This window comes from Nocardioides sp. Root240, from assembly GCF_001428825.1.
Classification (GTDB): Bacteria; Actinomycetota; Actinomycetes; order Propionibacteriales; family Nocardioidaceae; genus Nocardioides.
Window position 1 is genome coordinate 1 of record NZ_LMIT01000001.1, and the last position, 18165, is coordinate 18165.

General features: G+C 71.4%; 19 protein-coding genes. All 19 read right to left on the reverse strand.

Features of this window, described 5'->3' with window-relative positions; genetic code table 11:
• Positions 1–298 precede the first annotated feature (298 nt).
• A complete protein-coding gene (gene argH / locus ASE20_RS00005; protein ID WP_056892500.1) occupies positions 299–1726 on the reverse strand; it encodes an argininosuccinate lyase in 1428 nt (475 codons plus the stop codon).
• Positions 1727–1742: 16 nt separating this feature from the next.
• On the reverse strand, positions 1743–2234 hold the full coding sequence (locus ASE20_RS00010) for an NUDIX hydrolase (RefSeq protein WP_056892501.1): 492 nt from the start codon (positions 2232–2234) through the stop codon (positions 1743–1745).
• On the reverse strand, positions 2234–3664 hold the full coding sequence (argG, locus tag ASE20_RS00015; protein WP_056892502.1) for an argininosuccinate synthase: 1431 nt from the start codon (positions 3662–3664) through the stop codon (positions 2234–2236). The genes ASE20_RS00010 and argG overlap by 1 nt, the downstream gene beginning before the upstream one ends.
• Entirely contained in the window at positions 3661–4176 is a 516-nt protein-coding gene (locus ASE20_RS00020) for an arginine repressor (protein WP_056892503.1), read from the reverse strand. Before ASE20_RS00020 ends, argG begins: the two co-directional genes overlap by 4 nt.
• Complete coding sequence (gene argF / locus ASE20_RS00025) at positions 4173–5090, reverse strand: ornithine carbamoyltransferase (protein WP_056892504.1); 918 nt, start codon at positions 5088–5090, stop codon at positions 4173–4175. Before argF ends, ASE20_RS00020 begins: the two co-directional genes overlap by 4 nt.
• Complete coding sequence (locus ASE20_RS00030; protein ID WP_056892505.1) at positions 5087–6283, reverse strand: acetylornithine transaminase; 1197 nt, start codon at positions 6281–6283, stop codon at positions 5087–5089. The genes argF and ASE20_RS00030 overlap by 4 nt, the downstream gene beginning before the upstream one ends.
• The gene (gene argB, locus ASE20_RS00035; protein ID WP_056892506.1) at positions 6280–7227 is read right to left on the reverse strand and encodes an acetylglutamate kinase; all 948 of its coding nucleotides are present in this window, start codon (positions 7225–7227) and stop codon (positions 6280–6282) included. Before argB ends, ASE20_RS00030 begins: the two co-directional genes overlap by 4 nt.
• Positions 7224–8375 carry a bifunctional glutamate N-acetyltransferase/amino-acid acetyltransferase ArgJ gene (argJ, locus tag ASE20_RS00040; RefSeq protein ID WP_056892507.1) on the reverse strand — a complete coding sequence of 384 codons (1152 nt, stop codon included), beginning with the start codon at positions 8373–8375 and terminating at the stop codon, positions 7224–7226. Before argJ ends, argB begins: the two co-directional genes overlap by 4 nt.
• Before the next feature lie 46 nt (positions 8376–8421).
• Entirely contained in the window at positions 8422–8844 is a 423-nt protein-coding gene (locus ASE20_RS00045) for an ACT domain-containing protein (RefSeq protein WP_200952669.1), read from the reverse strand.
• A complete protein-coding gene (gene argC, locus ASE20_RS00050) occupies positions 8841–9896 on the reverse strand; it encodes an N-acetyl-gamma-glutamyl-phosphate reductase (RefSeq protein WP_056893031.1) in 1056 nt (351 codons plus the stop codon). The genes ASE20_RS00045 and argC overlap by 4 nt, the downstream gene beginning before the upstream one ends.
• 53 nt (positions 9897–9949) lie before the next feature.
• Positions 9950–12436: a phenylalanine--tRNA ligase subunit beta gene (gene pheT, locus ASE20_RS00055; protein ID WP_056892508.1), complete on the reverse strand. Its 2487-nt coding sequence runs from the start codon at positions 12434–12436 to the stop codon at positions 9950–9952.
• A gap of 1 nt (position 12437) precedes the next feature.
• Entirely contained in the window at positions 12438–13556 is a 1119-nt protein-coding gene (gene pheS / locus ASE20_RS00060; protein WP_056892509.1) for a phenylalanine--tRNA ligase subunit alpha, read from the reverse strand.
• A gap of 46 nt (positions 13557–13602) precedes the next feature.
• Positions 13603–14214, reverse strand: coding sequence for a DinB family protein (locus tag ASE20_RS00065; protein WP_056892510.1), 612 nt, complete (start codon positions 14212–14214; stop codon positions 13603–13605).
• Between the two features lie 4 nt (positions 14215–14218).
• Positions 14219–15253: a PAS domain-containing sensor histidine kinase gene (locus ASE20_RS00070; protein WP_056892511.1), complete on the reverse strand. Its 1035-nt coding sequence runs from the start codon at positions 15251–15253 to the stop codon at positions 14219–14221.
• Entirely contained in the window at positions 15250–16017 is a 768-nt protein-coding gene (locus ASE20_RS00075) for a TrmH family RNA methyltransferase (RefSeq protein WP_225868971.1), read from the reverse strand. The genes ASE20_RS00070 and ASE20_RS00075 overlap by 4 nt, the downstream gene beginning before the upstream one ends.
• 17 nt (positions 16018–16034) lie before the next feature.
• A complete protein-coding gene (gene rplT / locus ASE20_RS00080) occupies positions 16035–16421 on the reverse strand; it encodes a 50S ribosomal protein L20 (RefSeq protein ID WP_056892513.1) in 387 nt (128 codons plus the stop codon).
• Between the two features lie 40 nt (positions 16422–16461).
• Positions 16462–16656, reverse strand: a complete 195-nt coding sequence (rpmI, locus tag ASE20_RS00085) for a 50S ribosomal protein L35 (protein WP_028654205.1) — start codon at positions 16654–16656, stop codon at positions 16462–16464.
• Positions 16657–16686: 30 nt separating this feature from the next.
• On the reverse strand, positions 16687–17439 hold the full coding sequence (gene infC / locus ASE20_RS00090) for a translation initiation factor IF-3 (protein WP_318655565.1): 753 nt from the start codon (positions 17437–17439) through the stop codon (positions 16687–16689).
• Positions 17440–17628: 189 nt separating this feature from the next.
• Positions 17629–18159: an SseB family protein gene (locus ASE20_RS00095; protein ID WP_056892514.1), complete on the reverse strand. Its 531-nt coding sequence runs from the start codon at positions 18157–18159 to the stop codon at positions 17629–17631.
• Positions 18160–18165 lie beyond the last annotated feature (6 nt).

Consider the following 18165-nt stretch of genomic DNA (forward strand, 5'->3'; position numbering starts at 1 on the left):
GCACACAAACGTCACAAACAATCTATGCATGACACACTGTTGAGTTCTCAAACATCACACGCTCTCGCGCCTCAGCCCTTCTGGGCCTCGGTCGCGGGGCAACCTGTGAAACGTTACTGGTTCGGATCTTGCTCGTCAACTCCGGGGAACCGGAGCCTCGGACCGGAGTCCGAACCAAGCTGCGGGCACACCGAAAACCTCTTGTTTGGGCCCTTGGCCCGGAGGTTTTCGCTGCGTTCCCCGCAACGAGAAGAACATTAACAGCACACGTCCCCCCCGTTGCAAATCGGGGTGCCCCTCAACTTCCGGAGCGGGCCCCTGTGACGCGTTTGCGCAGGTCAGCGAGCTGTTCGGCCACACGGACGGGTGCGGTGCCACCCCGCCCGGAGCGGGAGGCGACCGATCCCTCGACCGTCAGGACGGTGCGAACTTCGGGGGTCAGGTGCTCTGAAATGGCGGCGAACTGCTCGTCGGACAGCTCGTCGAGCTCGATGCCGAGCTCCTCGCAGCGTCGTACGCACGCGCCGGCGACTTCGTGGGCGATGCGGAAGGGCACTCCCTGGCGCACCAGCCACTCGGCGATGTCGGTCGCCAGGGAGAAGCCCTGGGGCGCGAGCTCCCCCATCCGTGCGGTGTCGAACACCAGGGTGGCGATCTGGCCGGTGAAGGCCGGCAGCAGCACCGCGAGGGTGTCGACGGAGTCGAAGACGGGCTCCTTGTCCTCCTGGAGGTCGCGGTTGTACGCGAGCGGGAGGGCCTTGAGGGTGGTCAGCAGGCCGGTCAGGTTGCCGACGAGGCGGCCTGCCTTGCCCCGGGCCAGCTCGGAGATGTCGGGGTTCTTCTTCTGCGGCATGATGCTCGACCCCGTCGACCAGGAGTCGTGGAGCGTCGCGAAGCCGAACTCCTTGGTCGCCCAGAGGATGACCTCCTCGGCGATCCGGCTGATGTCGATGCCGGTCTGGGCGGCGACGAAGGCGAACTCCGCGACGAAGTCACGCGACGCCGTGCCGTCGATGGAGTTCGCGGTGGAGCCGGTGAAGCCCAGCTCGCGGGCGACCAGCTCCGGGTCGAGGCCCAGGCTCTGGCCGGCCAACGCCCCGGAGCCGTACGGCGAGTCGCCGGCCACACGGCGGCGCCAGTCCCCGAGCCGTTCGACATCACGCAGCAACGCCCAGGCGTGGGCCAGCAGGTGGTGCGAGAGGAGCACGGGTTGCGCGTGCTGGAGGTGGGTGCGGCCCGGCATGATCGCCGGTCCCCCGTCGACCGACGTCAGGTGCGTCTCGGCCTGCCCAGCCAGCGCGTCGACCAGGTCGAGGACGAGTCCCCCGACGGTGAGCGAGTGGTCGAGCAGGTAGCAGCGGAAGAGGGTCGCGATCTGGTCGTTGCGGGAACGACCGGCGCGGAGCTTGCCGCCGACGTCCGTACCGACCTCCACGATCAGCAGGCGCTCGAGGGCGCCGTGGACGTCCTCGTCGGAGGGATCGGGCCGCAACGAGCCGTCGGTCAGGCCCTGGGCGAGGACGTCGAGCCCGCGGTGCAGCTCGGCCTCCTCGGCGGGCGTGAGCAGGCCGGCCGCCGCGAGCGCCTTCGCGTGCGCGTGCGAGCCGGCGATGTCGTAGAGGCCCAGGCGCCAGTCGAAGTGGGTCGAGCGCGACAGCGCCTCCAGCTCCGGGGACGGCCCGCCCTCGAAGCGTCCGCCCCACAGCTTGCCGGTGTTGGTGCTCATCCGCTGGTCTCCTTCGTCACTGCGGAGTGCGGACGTGCGCGATCGCCGCCCGCATCTGGTCGATCAGGCGCGGGTCGACCGCGCCGCCGTCGTCGTCGAGCTCCTCGGGCGTCCACCAGCGCGCGTCGAAGATCGACTGCGACTCCAGGTGGTCCAGGCCCTCGAAGCTGATGGGCGTCTCCTCCAGCGCGACGGCGAAGAGGGTCGACTCGTTGGTGTAGCTCCGGCCGTCCCACGCGAAGGTCACCTCGAAGGTGCCGAACGGCTCCCCCAGCAGGTCCGGCGCCACCTCGACGCCGGTCTCCTCGCGCAGCTCGCGGGCCGCCGCCTCGGCGAGGGTCTCCCCCGGGTCGACGCCGCCGCCGACGGAGAACCAGTACCGGACCTCGGGCACCGCCGGGTCGCTGCCGAGCAGCAGGAGGACGCGGTCCTCGCTGCTGACCGGCAGCACCCGTGCGACGGTACGGCGGGTCGGCTCGCCCGGGAGCCCGCCCGGTGAGGCAGGCATCAGTCGGTCCCGGACTCCATCGCCACCTCGTCGAGGATCGCCTCGGCCTCGTCGCCGCCGTCGGGGTTGGCGGTGATCTGGTCGTAGCCGCCCGGCGGCAGCTCGCCGAAGAGCGTGCCGTTCTCCACCAGGACGGTGCCCTGGTCGAGCGGCTGGCCGGCGTACAGCTCGAGCTTGGCGCGCGAGTCGGCGATGTCGAGGTTGCGCATCGTCAGCTGGCCGATCCGGTCGGTAGGGCCGAAGGCGGCGTTCTCGACGCGCTCCATGGAGAGCTTCTCGGGGTGGTAGGAGAAGTTCGGGCCCTCGGTGCTGACGATCGTGTAGTCGTCACCGCGGCGCAGGCGCAGCGTGACGGTGCCGGTGACGAGCGAGGCGATCCAGCGCTGGATCGACTCCCGCAGCATCAGCGCCTGCGGGTCGAGCCAGCGGCCCTCGTAGAGCAGGCGACCGAGCTTGCGGCCCTCGAGGTGGTAGTTGGCGAGCGTGTCCTCGTTGTGGATCGCGTTGAGCAGGCGCTCGTAGGCCGCGAACAGCAGCGCCATTCCGGGCGCCTCGTAGATGCCGCGCGACTTGGCCTCGATGATCCGGTTCTCGATCTGGTCCGACATGCCCAGGCCGTGGCGGCCACCGATGGTGTTGGCCTCGAGGACCAGGGCGACCGCGTCGTCGTACCGCTTGCCGTTGAGGGCGACCGGACGGCCGGCCTCGAAGGTGACCGTGACGTCCTCGGTCTCGATCGCGACGGACGGGTCCCAGAACTTCACGCCCATGATCGGCTCGACGATCTCGAGCGAGACGTCGAGGTGCTCGAGCACCTTGGCCTCGTGGGTGGCGCCCCAGATGTTGGCGTCGGTGGAGTACGCCTTCTCGGTGGCGTCGCGGTAGGGCAGGTCGTGGGCCACGAGCCACTCCGACATCTCGTGGCGGCCGCCGAGCTCGCGGACGAAGGTCTCGTCGAGCCACGGCTTGTAGATGCGCAGCTCGGGGTTGGCCATCAGGCCGTAGCGGTAGAACCGCTCGATGTCGTTGCCCTTGTAGGTCGAGCCGTCACCCCAGATGTTGACGTCGTCGGCCTGCATCGCGCGCACCAGCATGGTGCCGGTGACGGCGCGGCCCAGCGGCGTGGTGTTGAAGTAGGCCTTCGCGCCCGAGCGGATGTGGAAGGCGCCGCAGGCGAGCGCGGCCAGGCCCTCCTCGACGAGCTGCGGCTTGATGTCCACGGCACGGGCGATCTCGGCGCCGTACTGCCGGGCACGGACCGGCACGCCGCTGATGTCGGGCTCGTCGGGCTGGCCGATGTCGGCCGTGTAGGTGCAGGGCACCGCGCCCTTGTCGCGCATCCACGCCACCGCGACGGAGGTGTCGAGGCCGCCGGAGAAGGCGATGCCGACGCGCTCTCCCACGGGGAGGGAGGTCAGGACCTTGCTCAACTTTCGTTCCTTTCGGCAAGGGAGGTGAACCGGAGCGCCAGGGCTTCGCCTCCGGCGGGGTCGCGCCCGATCACGAGCACGGTGTCGTCGCCGGCGATGGTGCCGAGGACGTCGGGGATCTCGACCTTGTCGACGGCGCTGGCCAGGAACTGGGCAGCTCCGGGCGGGGTACGCAGCACGACGAGGTTGGCGCTCGCCTCCGCGCTGACCAGCAGCTCGGAGCAGAGGCGGGCGAGGCGGTGCTGGGCCGCCGGGCTGTCGCCGGCGACCGGGGTGCGGTCGCCGCCCTCAGCGGGGACGGCGTACACGAGGTTGCCGTGGGCGGAGCGCACCTTGACCGCGTCGAGCTCGACGAGGTCGCGGCTCAACGTGGCCTGGGTGACGTGCACGCCCCGGTGACCGAGCAGGTCGGCGAGCTCGGGCTGCGAGCGCACCTCCCGGCTCTCGAGCAGCTCGACGATGAGCGCTTGGCGGGCGTTCTTCGTCAGCGGGGTCAGGGCGTGCTCGCTCACGACAGGTCCTGCAACCACTTCATGATCGCCTTCTGGGCGTGCCGGCGGTTCTCGGCCTCGTCCCAGACGACGCTCTGCGGGCCGTCGATCACCTCGGCGGCGATCTCGGAGCCCCGGTACGCCGGCAGGCAGTGCATCACGATCGCGTCGGGCTTGGCGTGGGCGACCAGCTCGGTGGTCAGCGCGTAGGGGCCGAAGACCTCGTGACGTGCGGCGGCCTCGTCCTCCTTGCCCATCGAGACCCAGGTGTCGGTGACGACGACGTCGACACCGCCGACGGCGGCGACGGGGTCGTCGAACACCGAGACCGTGCCGCCCGTCCTGAGCGCCGAGGCCTGCGCGAGCACCTCAGCGTCGGGGGCGTAGCCCTCGGGGCAGCCGAAGCGGACGTGCATGCCGGCGGTGACGCCCGCCAGCGCCCACGAGTTGCCCATGTTGCAGGCGGCGTCGCCGACGAAGGCGACCGTCAGGCCCGCGAGCGTGCCCTTGTGCTCCTGGACGGTCAGCAGGTCCGCGAGGAGCTGGCAGGGGTGGAACTCGTCGGTCAGCGCGTTGATGACGGGAACGCCGGAGAAGGCGGCCATCTCGTCGAGGTCGGCCTGGGCGTAGGTGCGCCACACGATCTGCGAGGCCTGCCGGCCCAGGACCCGCGCGACGTCGGCGACCGACTCGCGCTTGCCGATGCCGGCGAGGTGGCCGTCCACGAGCATCGGGTGGCCACCCAGCTCGGCGATACCGGCGGCGAACGATGCCTGGGTGCGCAGGGTCGGCTTGTCGAAGACCATCGCGACCGTGCGCGGGCCGGCGAGCGGCTTGTGGTCGTAGGGCTCGGCCTTGAGCTTCGCGGCCAGGGCGAGCACCTCGGCCTGCTCGGCCGCGGCGAGGTCGTCGTCGCGGAGGAAGGAGCGGATCATGCCTGCACCCCCGCGTGGTCGAGGATCGAGGACCACGCCGCCGCGAACGCGTCGATGTCCGCATCGGTCAGCACCAGCGGCGGCGCCATCCGGACCCGCTCGGGCGTCGCGCCGTTGACGATGAACCCGGCGTCCTGCGCAGCGCTGACGACCTCGGCCGACTTCGGCTCGGCCAGGGTGAGCCCGACGAGCAGCCCCGCGCCCCGGGTCTCCACGACCCGCGCGTCAGCGGCGGCAGCGGCCTTGAGCCGCTCCCCCGCCTCGGTGACCCGGGCGAGGAAGCCGTCCTCGGCGATGACGTCGAGCACGGCGAGTGCGGCGGCGGCCGCGACCGGGTTGCCGCCGAAGGTGGTGCCGTGGTTGCCGGGGTCGAAGAGCTTCCCGGCGCCGTGGGTCGCGAGGCAGGCACCGATCGGGATGCCGCCCGCGAGGCCCTTGGCGAGGGTCACGATGTCGGGGACCACGGGCTCCGACACCAGCGCGGGGTTCTGGTGCGCGTACCAAGCGCCGGTGCGGCCGATGCCGGTCTGGATCTCGTCGAGCCAGAGCAGCGCCCCGTGCTCGTGGGCGATCCGCTGCGCGGCCGGGAGGTAGTCGCGCGGCGGGACGATGACGCCCGCCTCGCCCTGGACCGGCTCGACCAGCACGGCTGCCGTCGTGTCGTCGACCGCCGCATCGAGGGCAGCGATGTCGCCGTACTCGACGAAGGTGACGTCGCCGGGCAGCGGCTCGAAGGGTTCGCGGTAGGCCTGCTTCGAGGTCAGCGCGAGTGCGCCCATCGTGCGGCCGTGGAAGGAGCCGGCGGTCGCCACGATCCTCGTGCGACCGGTACGACGGGTCAGCTTGAAGGCCGCCTCGTTGGCCTCGGCGCCGGAGTTCGTGAAGAACACCCGCGCCTCGGTGCCGAGCAGCCCCACGAGCCGTTCGGCGAGGGCGATCTGCGGCTCGCTGGCGAAGAAGTTCGAGACGTGGCCGAGGGTCTGCAGCTGCGTGGTGACCGCCTCGACGAGCCGCGGATGGGCGTGGCCGAGGGCGTTGACGGCGATGCCGCCCAGCAGGTCGACGTACTCGCGGCCGTCGGCGTCCCAGACATGGGCACCCTGCCCCCGGGTCAGCACCAGCTTCGGCGGACCGAAGGTGTTCATCAGCGAGCCGGCGTACCGCTCGGTCCACTCGGCGTTGGTCGCGCTCACTTCAGGATCTCCCGGGCCTTGCGGGTCTTCGTCGTCACGCCGGGCAGCACCTGGGTGCCGACGCCCTCGTCCGTGAACAGCTCCAGCAGCACGGCGTGCGCCTGACGGCCGTCGACGACCGTGGCGCGGCCGACGCCCCCGCGCACGGCCTGCAGGCACGCGCTCATCTTGGGGATCATGCCGCTGGCCAGCGTCGGGAGGATGTCCTCCAGCGCCTCGGGGCTGATCTCGCCGATGACCTCCTCGGGGTCCGGCCAGTCGAGGTAGAGGCCCTCGACGTCGGTGAGGACGAGGAGCTTCTCGGCGCCGAGCGCGACAGCGAGCGACGCGGCGGCGGAGTCGGCGTTCACGTTGTGCACGACGCCGTCGATGTCGGGCGCGACGCTGGAGACGACGGGGATCCGGCCGGCCTCGATGAGGTCGAGGACCGCCTCGGGCCGCACGTGGGCGACCTCGCCGACGAGGCCGAGATCGACCTCCTCACCGTCGACGATCGTGCCGGTGGCCTCGGCCGTGAACAGGTGGGCGTCCTCCCCCGACAGGCCGACGGCCAACGGGCCGTGCTCGTTGATCAGGCCGACCAGCTCGCGCTGGACCTGGCCCACGAGGACCATCCGCACGACGTCCATCGCCTCGGGCGTCGTGACCCGGAGCCCTCCGCGGAACTCGGACTCGATGCCGAGCCGGTCGAGCATCTGCGAGATCTGCGGGCCACCGCCGTGCACGACGACCGGGCGGAAGCCGGCGAAGCGCAGGAAGGCGATGTCCTCGGCGAACGCCCGCTTCAGGGTGTCGTCGGTCATGGCGTTGCCGCCGTACTTCACCACCACGACCTTGCCGTGGTAGGCCTTCAGCCACGGCAGCGCACCCGCGAGGGTCGCTGCCTTGTAGGGGTCCGGCTTGCCGGGCTCGCTGGTCATGTCGTTGCTCGCGTCGGTGCTCATGAGGAGTAGGCGCTGTTCTCGTGGACGTAGGCGTGGGTCAGGTCGTTGGTCCAGACGGTGGCCTCGGCATCGCCTGCCTTGAGGTCGATCGTCACCGTGACCTTGCGGTCGGAGAGGTCGACGAGCGCCGGGTCCTCGGCGGGGGTGCTGTTGCGGCACACCCACACCCCGTTCATCGCGACGTCGAGGTTCGCCGGGTCGAAGGCGGCGCTCGTCGTACCGATGGAGGCGAGGACGCGGCCCCAGTTGGGGTCCTTGCCGAACACGGCGGCCTTGAACAGGTTGCTCCGCGCGACGCTCCGGCCGACCTCGACCGCCTCGTCCTCGGTGGCGGCGTTGACCGCGGTGATCGCGATCTCGTGGTCGGCGCCCTCGGCGTCGGCCAGCAGCTGCTGGGCGAGGTCGGTGCAGAGCTCGGTGAGCGCTGCGGTGAACTGCTCGGTCGTCGGCGTGACCCCGGAGGCACCGCTCGCCATGAGGGTCACCGTGTCGTTGGTCGACTGGCAGCCGTCCGAGTCGAGCCGGTCGAAGCTGACCCGGGTCGCGGCCCGCAGCGCCTTGTCGAGCTCGGAGGCAGGGACCACGGCGTCGGTCGTGATGACGACGAGCATCGTGGCGAGCGCGGGCGCCAGCATGCCGGCACCCTTCGCCATGCCGCCGATCGACCAGCCGTCTCCTTCGACCACGACCTGCTTGGAGACGGTGTCGGTGGTCATGATCGCCTCGGCCGCGTCGTTGCCGCCGTCGGCCGACAGCTGCGCGTGGAGGACGTGCACGCCGTCGAGCAGCTTCTGCCGGTCGTTGGCCAGGCCGATCAGGCCGGTGGAGCAGACGACGACGTCGCCGGCACCGATGTCGAGCACCTTGCCGACCTCCTCGGCCACCTGGTGGGTGGTGAGGAAGCCGTCGGGGCCGGTGTAGCAGTTGGCGCCGCCGGAGTTGAGGACGACGGCGCGCACGACGCCGTCCTTGACGACCTGCTCGCTCCACAGCACCGGGTTGGCCTTGCAGCGGTTGCTGGTGAAGACGGTGGCCGAGTCGGCGGTGGGGCCCTGGTTGACGACGAGGGCGAAGTCCTTGTTGCCGCTGGCCTTGAGGCCGATGGCTGCGCCGGCGGCGGCGAAGCCGGCGGGGTGGGTGACGCTCATGGGTTCGACTTTCTCGGGGGAGGTACGAGCGCGCGAGCTCGCGACCTCAGACGGGGACGGCGGGGGCGACGGTGTGACCCGATCGTCGCCACGCCTCCTCGGCCCGGTCCGCGTCACCGGTCGGGACCAGGATCCAGTCGGTGTCGAAGGTGGAGAGCGGGAAGACGCTGATCCCTTCCTCCGCGAGCGGCGTCAGCAGGGTGACCAGCACGCCGGTGAGGCCGAAGTCGAGCGGGCCGGCGACCTCGAAGGCGGTCAGCGGCTTCTCGTGCCGGACCTTCTTCGGGACGCTGCGGCCGGCGCAGACGAGCGAGGTCTCGGTCGCCGTGGCGGTGATCGAGAAGACGGAGGACGACTCGGCCCACATCGGGATCTCGGCGCCGGGGCCGAGCCGGACGACGGCGAGCGTCTCCGGGTAGCGGGCGAGGGAGAAGATCTGCTGCTGCGGCTGCTGCGGCTGCTCGGTCACGGTGCAAGTCCTACGGTGGTCAGGCCGGTGGTCTCCTCGAGACCGAGGGCGAGGTTCATGCACTGCACGGCGGCGCCGGCGGTGCCCTTGGCGAGGTTGTCGACAGCGCCGACCGCGACCAACCGGCCGGCGGCCTCGTCGACCGCGACCTGGAGGTGGACGGCGTTCGAGCCGAGCACGGCCTGGGTCTGGGGCCACTGGCCCGGGGCGAGCACGTGGACGAAGGGCTCGTCGGCGTAGGCCTTGACGTACGCCGCGTGGGCCTCCTCGGTCGTCAGCGGACCGGCCAGCGGGGCCGAGCAGGTCGCGAGGATGCCCCGCGACATCGGCACCAGCAGGGGCGTGAAGCTGACCTTCACCGACTCCGGGCCGCCGGGCACGAGCCGGCCGAGGTTCTGCGTGATCTCCGGCGTGTGCCGGTGGACCCCACCGACGCCGTAGGCGCTGGTGTTGCCCATGACCTCGCTGCCGAGCAGGTGCGTCTTGGCCGCCTTGCCGGCGCCGCTCGTGCCCGAGGCAGCGACGACCACGACGTCCGGGACGACGAGGCCGGCGGCCACGGCGGGCGCCAGGGTCAGCGAGGAGACGGTCGGGTAGCAGCCGGGTACGGCGACTCGCCGGGTCCCCCGCAACGCGTCCCGGTTGCCGGGGAGCTCCGGAAGGCCGTAGGGCCAGGTGCCGGCGTGGGCGCTGCCGTAGAACCGCTCCCAGGCAGCGGCGTCGTCGAGCCGGAAGTCCGCGCCGCAGTCGATGACCACGACGTCGGCGTCGAGGTCGGTCAGCTCCGCCGCCAATGCCCCCGACTGCCCGTGGGGCAGGCCGAGGAAGACCACGTCATGACCGGCGAGCACGTCGACCGTCGTCGGCTCGAGCACCCGCTCGGCCAGCGGCACCAGGTGCGGCTGGAGGGCGCCGAGGCGCTCCCCCGCATTGCTCGCCGCGGTGAGTGCGCCGATCTCGACGCCCGGGTGACCCAGCAACAGCCGCAGCACCTCGCCGCCGGCGTACCCACTGGCGCCGGCGACCGCGACCCGAACCTTGCTCATGTGCATGAACATACAGGGTCCTGCATGTTCTTTGCCACTTGGCTCGCGGTTCGGTCGGCTCAGCGCTGGACGGCGCCCGTGCGCTCCGCGGCGGCCGCGACCGCGGCGTCGCGCGCGGCGCCCGTCTCGGCCTCGGTGAGGGTGCGGTCGGCGGCACGGAAGCGCAGCGCGAAGGCCAGGGACTTGCGGCCCTCGCCGATCTGCTCGCCGGTGTAGACGTCGAACAGGCGCACCGACTCGAGCAGCTCGCCGGCACCGTCACGCAGGGCGTCCTCGACAGCGGCCACGGTGACGGCGTCGTCGACCACGAGGGCGACGTCCTCCTTCGCCAGTGGCATCGTCGAGAAGACGGGACCGGGCGTGACGTCGACGGCCGCGGCCATCAGCGCGTCCAGGTCCAGCTCGACCGCTGCGCTGCGGACCGGCAGGCCGAACGCCTTGCAGACCGTCGGGTGCAGCTCGCCGGCGTGGCCGATGACGACCTCGTCGACCGAGATGACCGCGCAGCGACCCGGGTGCCACGGCATCCGCGCGGCGCTGGTGACCTCGATCTCGACACCCAGCTCGTCGGCGAGGCGTCGTACGACGGACAGGGCGTCGCTCCAGCCGGCCTCGGCACCGGCACCCCACCAGCCCGAGCGGGTGCGCTCGCCGGCGAGGACGACGGCGAGGTGCAGCGGCTGCACCGGCAGCGCCTCGAACAGCTTCTCCAGCTCGGCCTCCGACGGGCGGGTGTGCACGCCGTAGATCGGGGCGGGACCGTTGTCGGACGGGAACGCGACCGTGCCCGTCTCGAACAGCGCCACGCCCGGAGCGCCGCGGCCGACATTGCGCGCCGCGGCGTTGAGCAGGCCCGGCAGCAATGTCGTGGTGTACGACGGCTCCTCGCTCGAGAGCGGGTTGGCCAGTCCGACCGTGGTCCGCAGCGGGTCGTCGGCAGCAAGGCCCAGCTTGTCGAAGGTGGCCGGTCCGACGAACGGGAAGCTGACGACCTCGACGCAGCCGGCACCGGCCAGGGTCCGGCCGATGCGACGGCGCAGGCGCTGCGTGCGGCTCAGGCCGCGGCCCGTCGCCCGGCGCGGAAGCACGCTCGGGACCTGGTCGTAGCCGACGATCCGGACGACCTCCTCGACGAGGTCGTAGGGGTCGTTGATGTCGGGGCGCCAGCTCGGCGGGACGACCTCGAGCGCGCCGGACTCGTGCTCGGTCACCACGGCGCCGATGGCCCGGAGGTGCTCGACGGTCGTCATCGCGGAGATGTCGATGCCACTCAGCCGGGCCGGCAGGTCCGGCGCGATCGTGATGGTCGGGCGCTCCGGTGCGGTGCCGACGAGCGTGAAGCCGGGCTCCGCGGTGGCGCCACCGTGGGCGACGAGCAGCTCGACCACGCGGTCGACCGCCACGCCGGGGAGCAACGGGTCGACGCCGCGCTCGTTGCGCTTGCCGGCCTCGGAGGTCAGCTTGTGGCGCTTGCCGGTGCGGAACATCGAGGTGGCGTCCCAGTGGGCGGCCTCGACGAGGATGCGGGTGGTGGTGTCGGACATCTCCGTCGTCGCGCCACCCATCACGCCGGCGAGGCCGATCGGGCCGGAGTCGTCGGTGATGACGAGGTCCTCGGTGGAGAGCTCGCGGACGGCGTCGTCGAGCGTGGTGAGCCGCTCGCCGGACCGTGCGCGGCGGACGCCGAGCCCGCCGGCGACCTTGTCGGCGTCGTAGCCGTGGATCGGCTGACCGAGCTCGAGCATGACGTAGTTGGTGACGTCGACGGCGAGCGAGATCGAGCGCATGCCGGCCTGCTCGACGCGGCGCTGGATGAACTCCGGCGTCGGGCGGGTCGGGTCGAAGCCGCTCACGAGGCGGGCGGCGAAGACTGGGCAGCCGGCCGGGTCCTCGACGTCGACCTGCCATGCCTTGCCGTCGACCTCGGGAAGCTCGCGGACGGCGGGGTCGGTGAACGCCACGTCGAACCCGAGCGCGGCCTCGCGGGCAACGCCGCGCAGCGACAGGGCGTAGGCACGGTCGGGGTTGATCTCGAACTCGATGACCTCGTCGCCGAAGCCGAGGAACTCACGCGCGTCGGTGCCGGGCTCGGGGCCGTCGGCGGGGACGACGATGATGCCGTCCGCACCGTCGTCGGGCAGGCCGAGCTCGGCGGCGGAGCAGATCATGCCTGCCGAGAGGTGGCCGTAGGTCTTGCGCTCGGAGATGCGGAAGTCGCCGGGCAGCACGCCACCGGGCAGGATCACGACGACCTTGTCGCCGGGCCCGAAGTTGTGGGCTCCGCAGACGATGCCCTGCGGCTCGCCGCTGCCGTTGGCGTCACCGACATCCACGGTGCACCAGTTGATGACCTTGCCGTTCTTCTGCGGCTCCTTGTCCTGGGTCAGGACGCGGCCGATGACGAGCGGGCCCTCGATGCCCGCGCCCGCGGCGTGGATGCCCTCGAGCTTGAGGCCGAGCGCGGTGAGCCGGTCGGTCAGCACCTCGGTGGTCACGGACTCCGGCAGGTCGACGAGCTCCCGGATCCAGGAGACAGGGGCCTTCATCTCAGAGCTCGCTTCCGAATGCCGTGGTGAAGCGCACGTCGCCCTCGAAGAGGGTGCGCAGGTCCTCGAGGCCGTGCCGGAACATCAGCGTCCGGTCGATGCCCATGCCGAACGCGAAGCCGGAGTAGCGGGTCGAGTCGACGCCGCACGCCTGGAGCACGCGCGGGTTGACGATGCCGCAGCCGCCCCACTCGATCCAGCCCTCGCCGCGACAGGTGCGGCAGACGCCCTTGTCGTCGTGTCCGACACCGCGGCAGACAAAACAAATGAGGTCCACCTCGGCGGAGGGCTCGGTGAAGGGGAAGTACGACGGGCGGAAGCGCGTCGTGATGCCCTCGCCGAACATCTGGCTCGCGAAGTGGTCGAGGGTGCCCTTGAGGTGCGCCATCGAGATGCCCTCGTCGATGGCGAGGCCCTCGACCTGGTGGAACATCGGCGAGTGGGTGGCGTCGTACTCGTCGGTGCGGAACACGCGGCCGGGGCACACGACGTAGATGGGGGCCCCCTCACTGACACCGCGGGTGAGCATGGTGCGCGCCTGGACCGGGCTGGTGTGCGTGCGCAGGACGAGGTGATCCTCGCCCGGGTCGGTCCAGAAGGTGTCCTGCATGGTGCGCGCCGGGTGGTCCGGGCCCAGGTTGAGCGCGTCGAAGTTCAGCCACTCCGCCTCGATGACGGGGCCCTCCGCGACCTCCCAGCCCATCGCGACGAAGATGTCGGCGATCAGCTCGGCGCCGGTGGTCAGCGGGTGCCGGGCACCGACCGGGTCGCGGTCAGTCGGCAGCGTGACGTCGACGGCCTCCTCGACGAGGATCCGCGCCTCGTTGTCGGCCTCGAGCTCGACCTGCCGGGCGGCCAGCGCCTGGTTGACGGCGCCGCGAGCCTGACCCACGCGCTGACCCGCCTCCTTGCGGGCCTGGGGCGGCAGCGCACCGATCTCGCGGTTGGCGAGCGCCAGCGGCGAACGGTCACCCGCGTGCTCGGTGCGCACCGCCTTGAGCTGCTCCAGGTCGGCGGCGGCGGCGATCGCGGCCAGTGCGGCGTCGCGCGCGGCCTCCACCTCGGCAGGGCTCACGGCGGCGACCTCCACGGGGTCGTAGTCAGTGTTAGGGCCAGACATATCGGGCCAAGTCTAGGAAGGCAGGTCCCCTGCCCGCGAACCGGTATCAGCGGGCGGCGTCGTCGGGGAACTGCGTGGCGATCGCGGTCAGCCGCTCGACGTACGACGGCCAGCCCTCCGCGTCCGGCAGGTTGGACACCGCCGGCGTGTACCCGGCCGCCCCGTCGAGCTGCTCGCGGAGGATGTCGGCGTGGCCCGCGTGGCGGTGCAGGTCGGTCATCACGTGGACCGCGATCCGGTGCAGCGTGGTCGTCGCGCGCTCCTGGGGCCACCACGGCACCCGGCCCACCGTGTCGAGCGGGAGATCGGCGAGGGCGGCGTCCACGAACTGGCCGACCCGGGCGTAGAAGGCCACCAGCTCGGCCGTCGAGACCTCCGCCGGCACGGTCCAGTCGGCCTGCGGGTCGGTGTCGTAGGCGTCCTCGGGGACGAACGCGGGGTGGTCCGTCTCGGGCCATACCCGGCCGAACGTGGCGCCGAAGTAGCCGATCTCGACGTTCGCGCAGTGCAGCACGATGCCGAGCAGGCTGGTGCCCGTCGGGGTCCGGGGCAGCCGGACCGCGCGCGCACCCAGGCCGTCGAGCTTCCAGACCAGCGCCTCCCGGGCCCGGCCCAGGTAGGTGCGCAGAACGTCGGCGGGCAGGTCGAGGGTGGTCATCGCGTCATTCTGCCTGCGGCCACGCGGTCAGGACACGTGCTCCCCCGCCGGGCCGGTCGTCGACCGTGACCGTGCCGCCGTGGGCCTTCACCAGGCCGCGCACGATGTAGAGGCCGAGGCCCGAGCCGCTCCGGGCGCTCCCGGTCCAGAACTTGGTGAAGATCCGCTTGCGCAGCTCCTCGGGGATGCCCTCGCCCTCGTCGGTGACGGTCACCGCGACGTACGACGGGTCGTCGGCCCAGCGGCCGACGTGGATCCGCACCGGTCCGCTGCCGTGGCGCACCGCGTTCTCCACGAGGTTGGTGACCACCTGGATCACCTTGTCGGGGTCGGCGTCGATCAACGGCAGGTCGGCCTCGGCGTCCACCTCGACCGGGGTCGAGGTCGCGACGCTGATCGACTCCTGGACCCGGAGCACCTTCTTGACCACGTCGGTCGGGCGTCGGTGCAGCTGGAGGCGCCCGGTGTCGATGCGGGCCACGTCGAGGAGCTCGGTGATGAGGCGGCTGAGCCGGTCGGCGTCGGCGCTCGCCATCGTCAGCATCAGCTTCTTCTGCTCGTCGGTCAGCTTGTCCCACCGGGCCAGCAACGCCTGCACGAAGCCCTTGACCCCGGTCAGGGGCGAGCGCAGCTCGTGGGCGAGCGTGGCCACGAGGTCGGAGCGGTCCCGGTCGAGACGGGCCCGGCCGCGACCGGAGCGCAGTGAGATCGCGACCGACGCGACCGGACCGATCCGGACCGGCCGGTGCAGGCGCGCGGTCACCAGGACCTCGGTGCCGTCGGGGAGCAGCCACGCCTGCTCGGGCACGGCCTTGCGGGTCGGCAGGCCGTCGTACGGCGCGTTGGCGTCGGTCCACGCCTGGCCGTCGTGGTCGGTCAGGGCCAGCACCTCGGCCAGCGGCCGGCCGACGACCTGCGCCGGCGGACCGGCGTCGAGCATCCCGGCGGCGACCGCGTTGATCGCCGTCACCGTGCCCTCGGCATCGGCGACGACCACTCCGTCGGGGAGGAGGTCGAGGTGGTCGGGGTGCTCCGTCACCCGTTCATCATGGCGCGCGCGCTGGCGTAGAGGCACACCGCAGCCGCCGTGGCGAGGTTCAGGGACTCCGCCCGGCCCGGGATCGGGATGCGCACCCGGTGGTCGGCGAGGGCACCGAGCTCGTCGGGAAGGCCCCACGCCTCGTTGCCGAACAGCCAGGCGGTCGGGCGGGCGAGGAGCTCGTCGGCCTCGAACAGGTCGACCTCTCCCCCGCCGTCGGCGGCGAGCACGACGAGGCCCGCGGCCTGCGCCGCGCGGACGGCGGCCGCCGGGTCGCGCTCGGTGACGACGGGCAGGTGGAACAGGCTGCCCACACTGGCGCGGACCGCCTTGGGGTTGTAGGCGTCGACCGCGTCGCCGGCGAGGACGACGCCGTCGCCACCGGCCGCGTCGGTGGTGCGGACGAGGTTGCCGGCGTTGCCCGGGTCGCGCACGTCGGCCGCGATGGTGAGCAACCGTGGCGCCTCGGGCAGCTGGCGGTCGAGGAACCGGCACACGGCGACGAGGCCGGCCGGGTTGACGCTGTCGCTGAGACCGCCCAGGGCGCGGTCGTCGACGAGGGTCACCGGGGCGCCGACCAGCAGGTCGGCGTACTGCCGCGCCGCGTCGGGGGTCACGAAGACCTCCACGACGACACCGGCGCCGAGCGCGCCCTCGACGGCCTTGGGACCGTCAGCAAGGAAACACCGCCGCCCGGATCGCTCCGGACGGCGGTGCAGCTTGCGTGCCTCCTTGACCCTGCTGTTTCCAGCGGTCAGGGGCACAGCCTGATCCGGCATGGTCAGGCAGAGACCTTGGGCGCGTTGACGTCCTCGGGCAGCGCGGCCTTGGCCTGCGCGACGAGGGCGGAGAACGCGGCCGGCTCGTTGACGGCCAGGTCGGCGAGGATCTTGCGGTCGACCTCGATGCCCGCCAGGTTCAGGCCCTGGATGAAGCGGTTGTAGGTCATGCCCTCGGCGCGGGCGGCCGCGTTGATCCGCTGGATCCACAGGCGGCGGAAGTTGCCCTTGTTCTTCTTGCGGTCGTTGTAGCTGTAGACCAGGGAGTGGGTGACCTGCTCCTTGGCCTTGCGGTACAGCCGCGAGCGCTGGCCGCGGTAGCCGGCGGCCCGCTCGAGGGTGGTACGACGCTTCTTCTGCGCGTTCACTGCGCGCTTGACGCGTGCCATCTTCTAACTCCTTGTTTCAGTGCTCAGGTGCGAGGGCCGGTCAGAGACCGAGCATCTTCTTCGCGCGCGGGACGTCGTTCTTGGCAACCTCGACCGTGCCGGTCAGGCGGCGGGTGACCTTCGAGGCCTTCTTCTCGAGGTTGTGGCGCTTGCCGGCCTTCTCGCGCAGGATCTTGCCGCTGCCCGTGACCTTGAACCGCTTGCTGGCACCGGAGTGCGTCTTGTTCTTCGGCATGTCGTCTCTTCCTTGTGTCGTTCGTCGGTCTCAGGCGTCGATCTCGGGATCGAGGTTCTCCGAGCGACCACGTTCCTTCTTCTGAGCCGCCGGCTTCTGGGCGACCCGCTCCGCCTGGGCGGCGGCGTCCATGGCCGCCTCGGCCTCGCGCTCGGCGCGACGCTCCTCCTTGGCGGCCTGGACCTCGGCCTTGGCCTCGGCCTTCTTCTTGTGCGGACCGAGGACCATGACCATGTTGCGGCCGTCCTGCTTGGGGTTGGACTCGATGAAGCCCAGCTCCTGGACGTCCTCGGCCAGCTTCTGCAGCAGTCGGTAGCCCAGCTCGGGGCGGTGCTGCTCGCGGCCGCGGAACATGATCGTGATCTTGACCTTGTCGCCTGCCTTGAGGAAACGAACGACGTGACCCTTCTTGGTGTCGTAGTCGTGCGCGTCGATCTTCGGCCGGAGCTTCATCTCCTTGATGATGACGTTGGTCTGGTTCCGTCGTGCCTCACGGGCCTTCTGGGCGTTCTCGTACTTGAACTTCCCGTAGTCCATGAGCTTGCAGACAGGGGGCTTCCCCATCGGGGCGATCTCCACCAGGTCCAGGTCGGCCTCTTGCGCCAGCTTGAGGGCCTGATCGGTGGGGACGATGCCGACGGTCTCGCCGTTGGGTCCCACGAGCCGGACCTCGGGAACCCGGATCCGCTCGTTGATGCGCAGCTCGGTGCTGATGTGTCCTCCAAATTCGTTCGGCCGGGAGGTCTTCAGCCCTGCAAATGAGAAGAGGCTCCCGCTAGTCACAAGCGGAAGCCAGTCATGAGCCCCCGACCGAAATCAGTCGTGGGCTCTCCATGGACCGGACCCGACGACCTGGCGGCCGATGCGGGTGGGAGACGATGGTGCTGGTCCCCGCTTGTGGGATCTGCCATCCCCTCGCGGGCATGACGGATCGGTCAACGCCAGATGCTACCCGGTTTGTTCCCGGGCGTGCTAATCGCCGGCGGACTCGTCCGTCGAGCCCAGCCAGGCCCAGTCGCCGTCGTCGACCCGGACCGGACGCCAGCCGGCGGCGATCCGGTGCAGGTCGTCCCCGGACAGCACGAACCGGCGCGGGCCGGCCAGGTCCACGACGAGCGCGTCGGCCCCCTCCTGCACCGCGGTCTGGGCCGCCAGGTCGGCGCGCACCGGCACCGGGCGGGCCTGCGGGTCCCAACCCGCCAGGGTGCTCATCGCGGAGAACGCCAGCAGCGCCAGCCGACCGTCGGCGCCAGTCAGCAGCACGGCGGCCATGTCGCTGCTCTTGTCGCGCGCCAGTCCGTCGTCACCGACCTCGACCTCGCCCAGCAGGGCCACGACCGGCACCAGCAGGCGGGCGCCGGCCAGCACGCCGAGCACCTCGGGGTACGACGCTGTGCCGTCGTCGTACCCGATGAGGGCGGCGGCGAGGGCCGGGTCGGCGGAACCGTCGTCGTCGACGTACTCGGAACCCTGCAGACGGCGCTGCTCCGGCGGTTCGGTCACTGATCG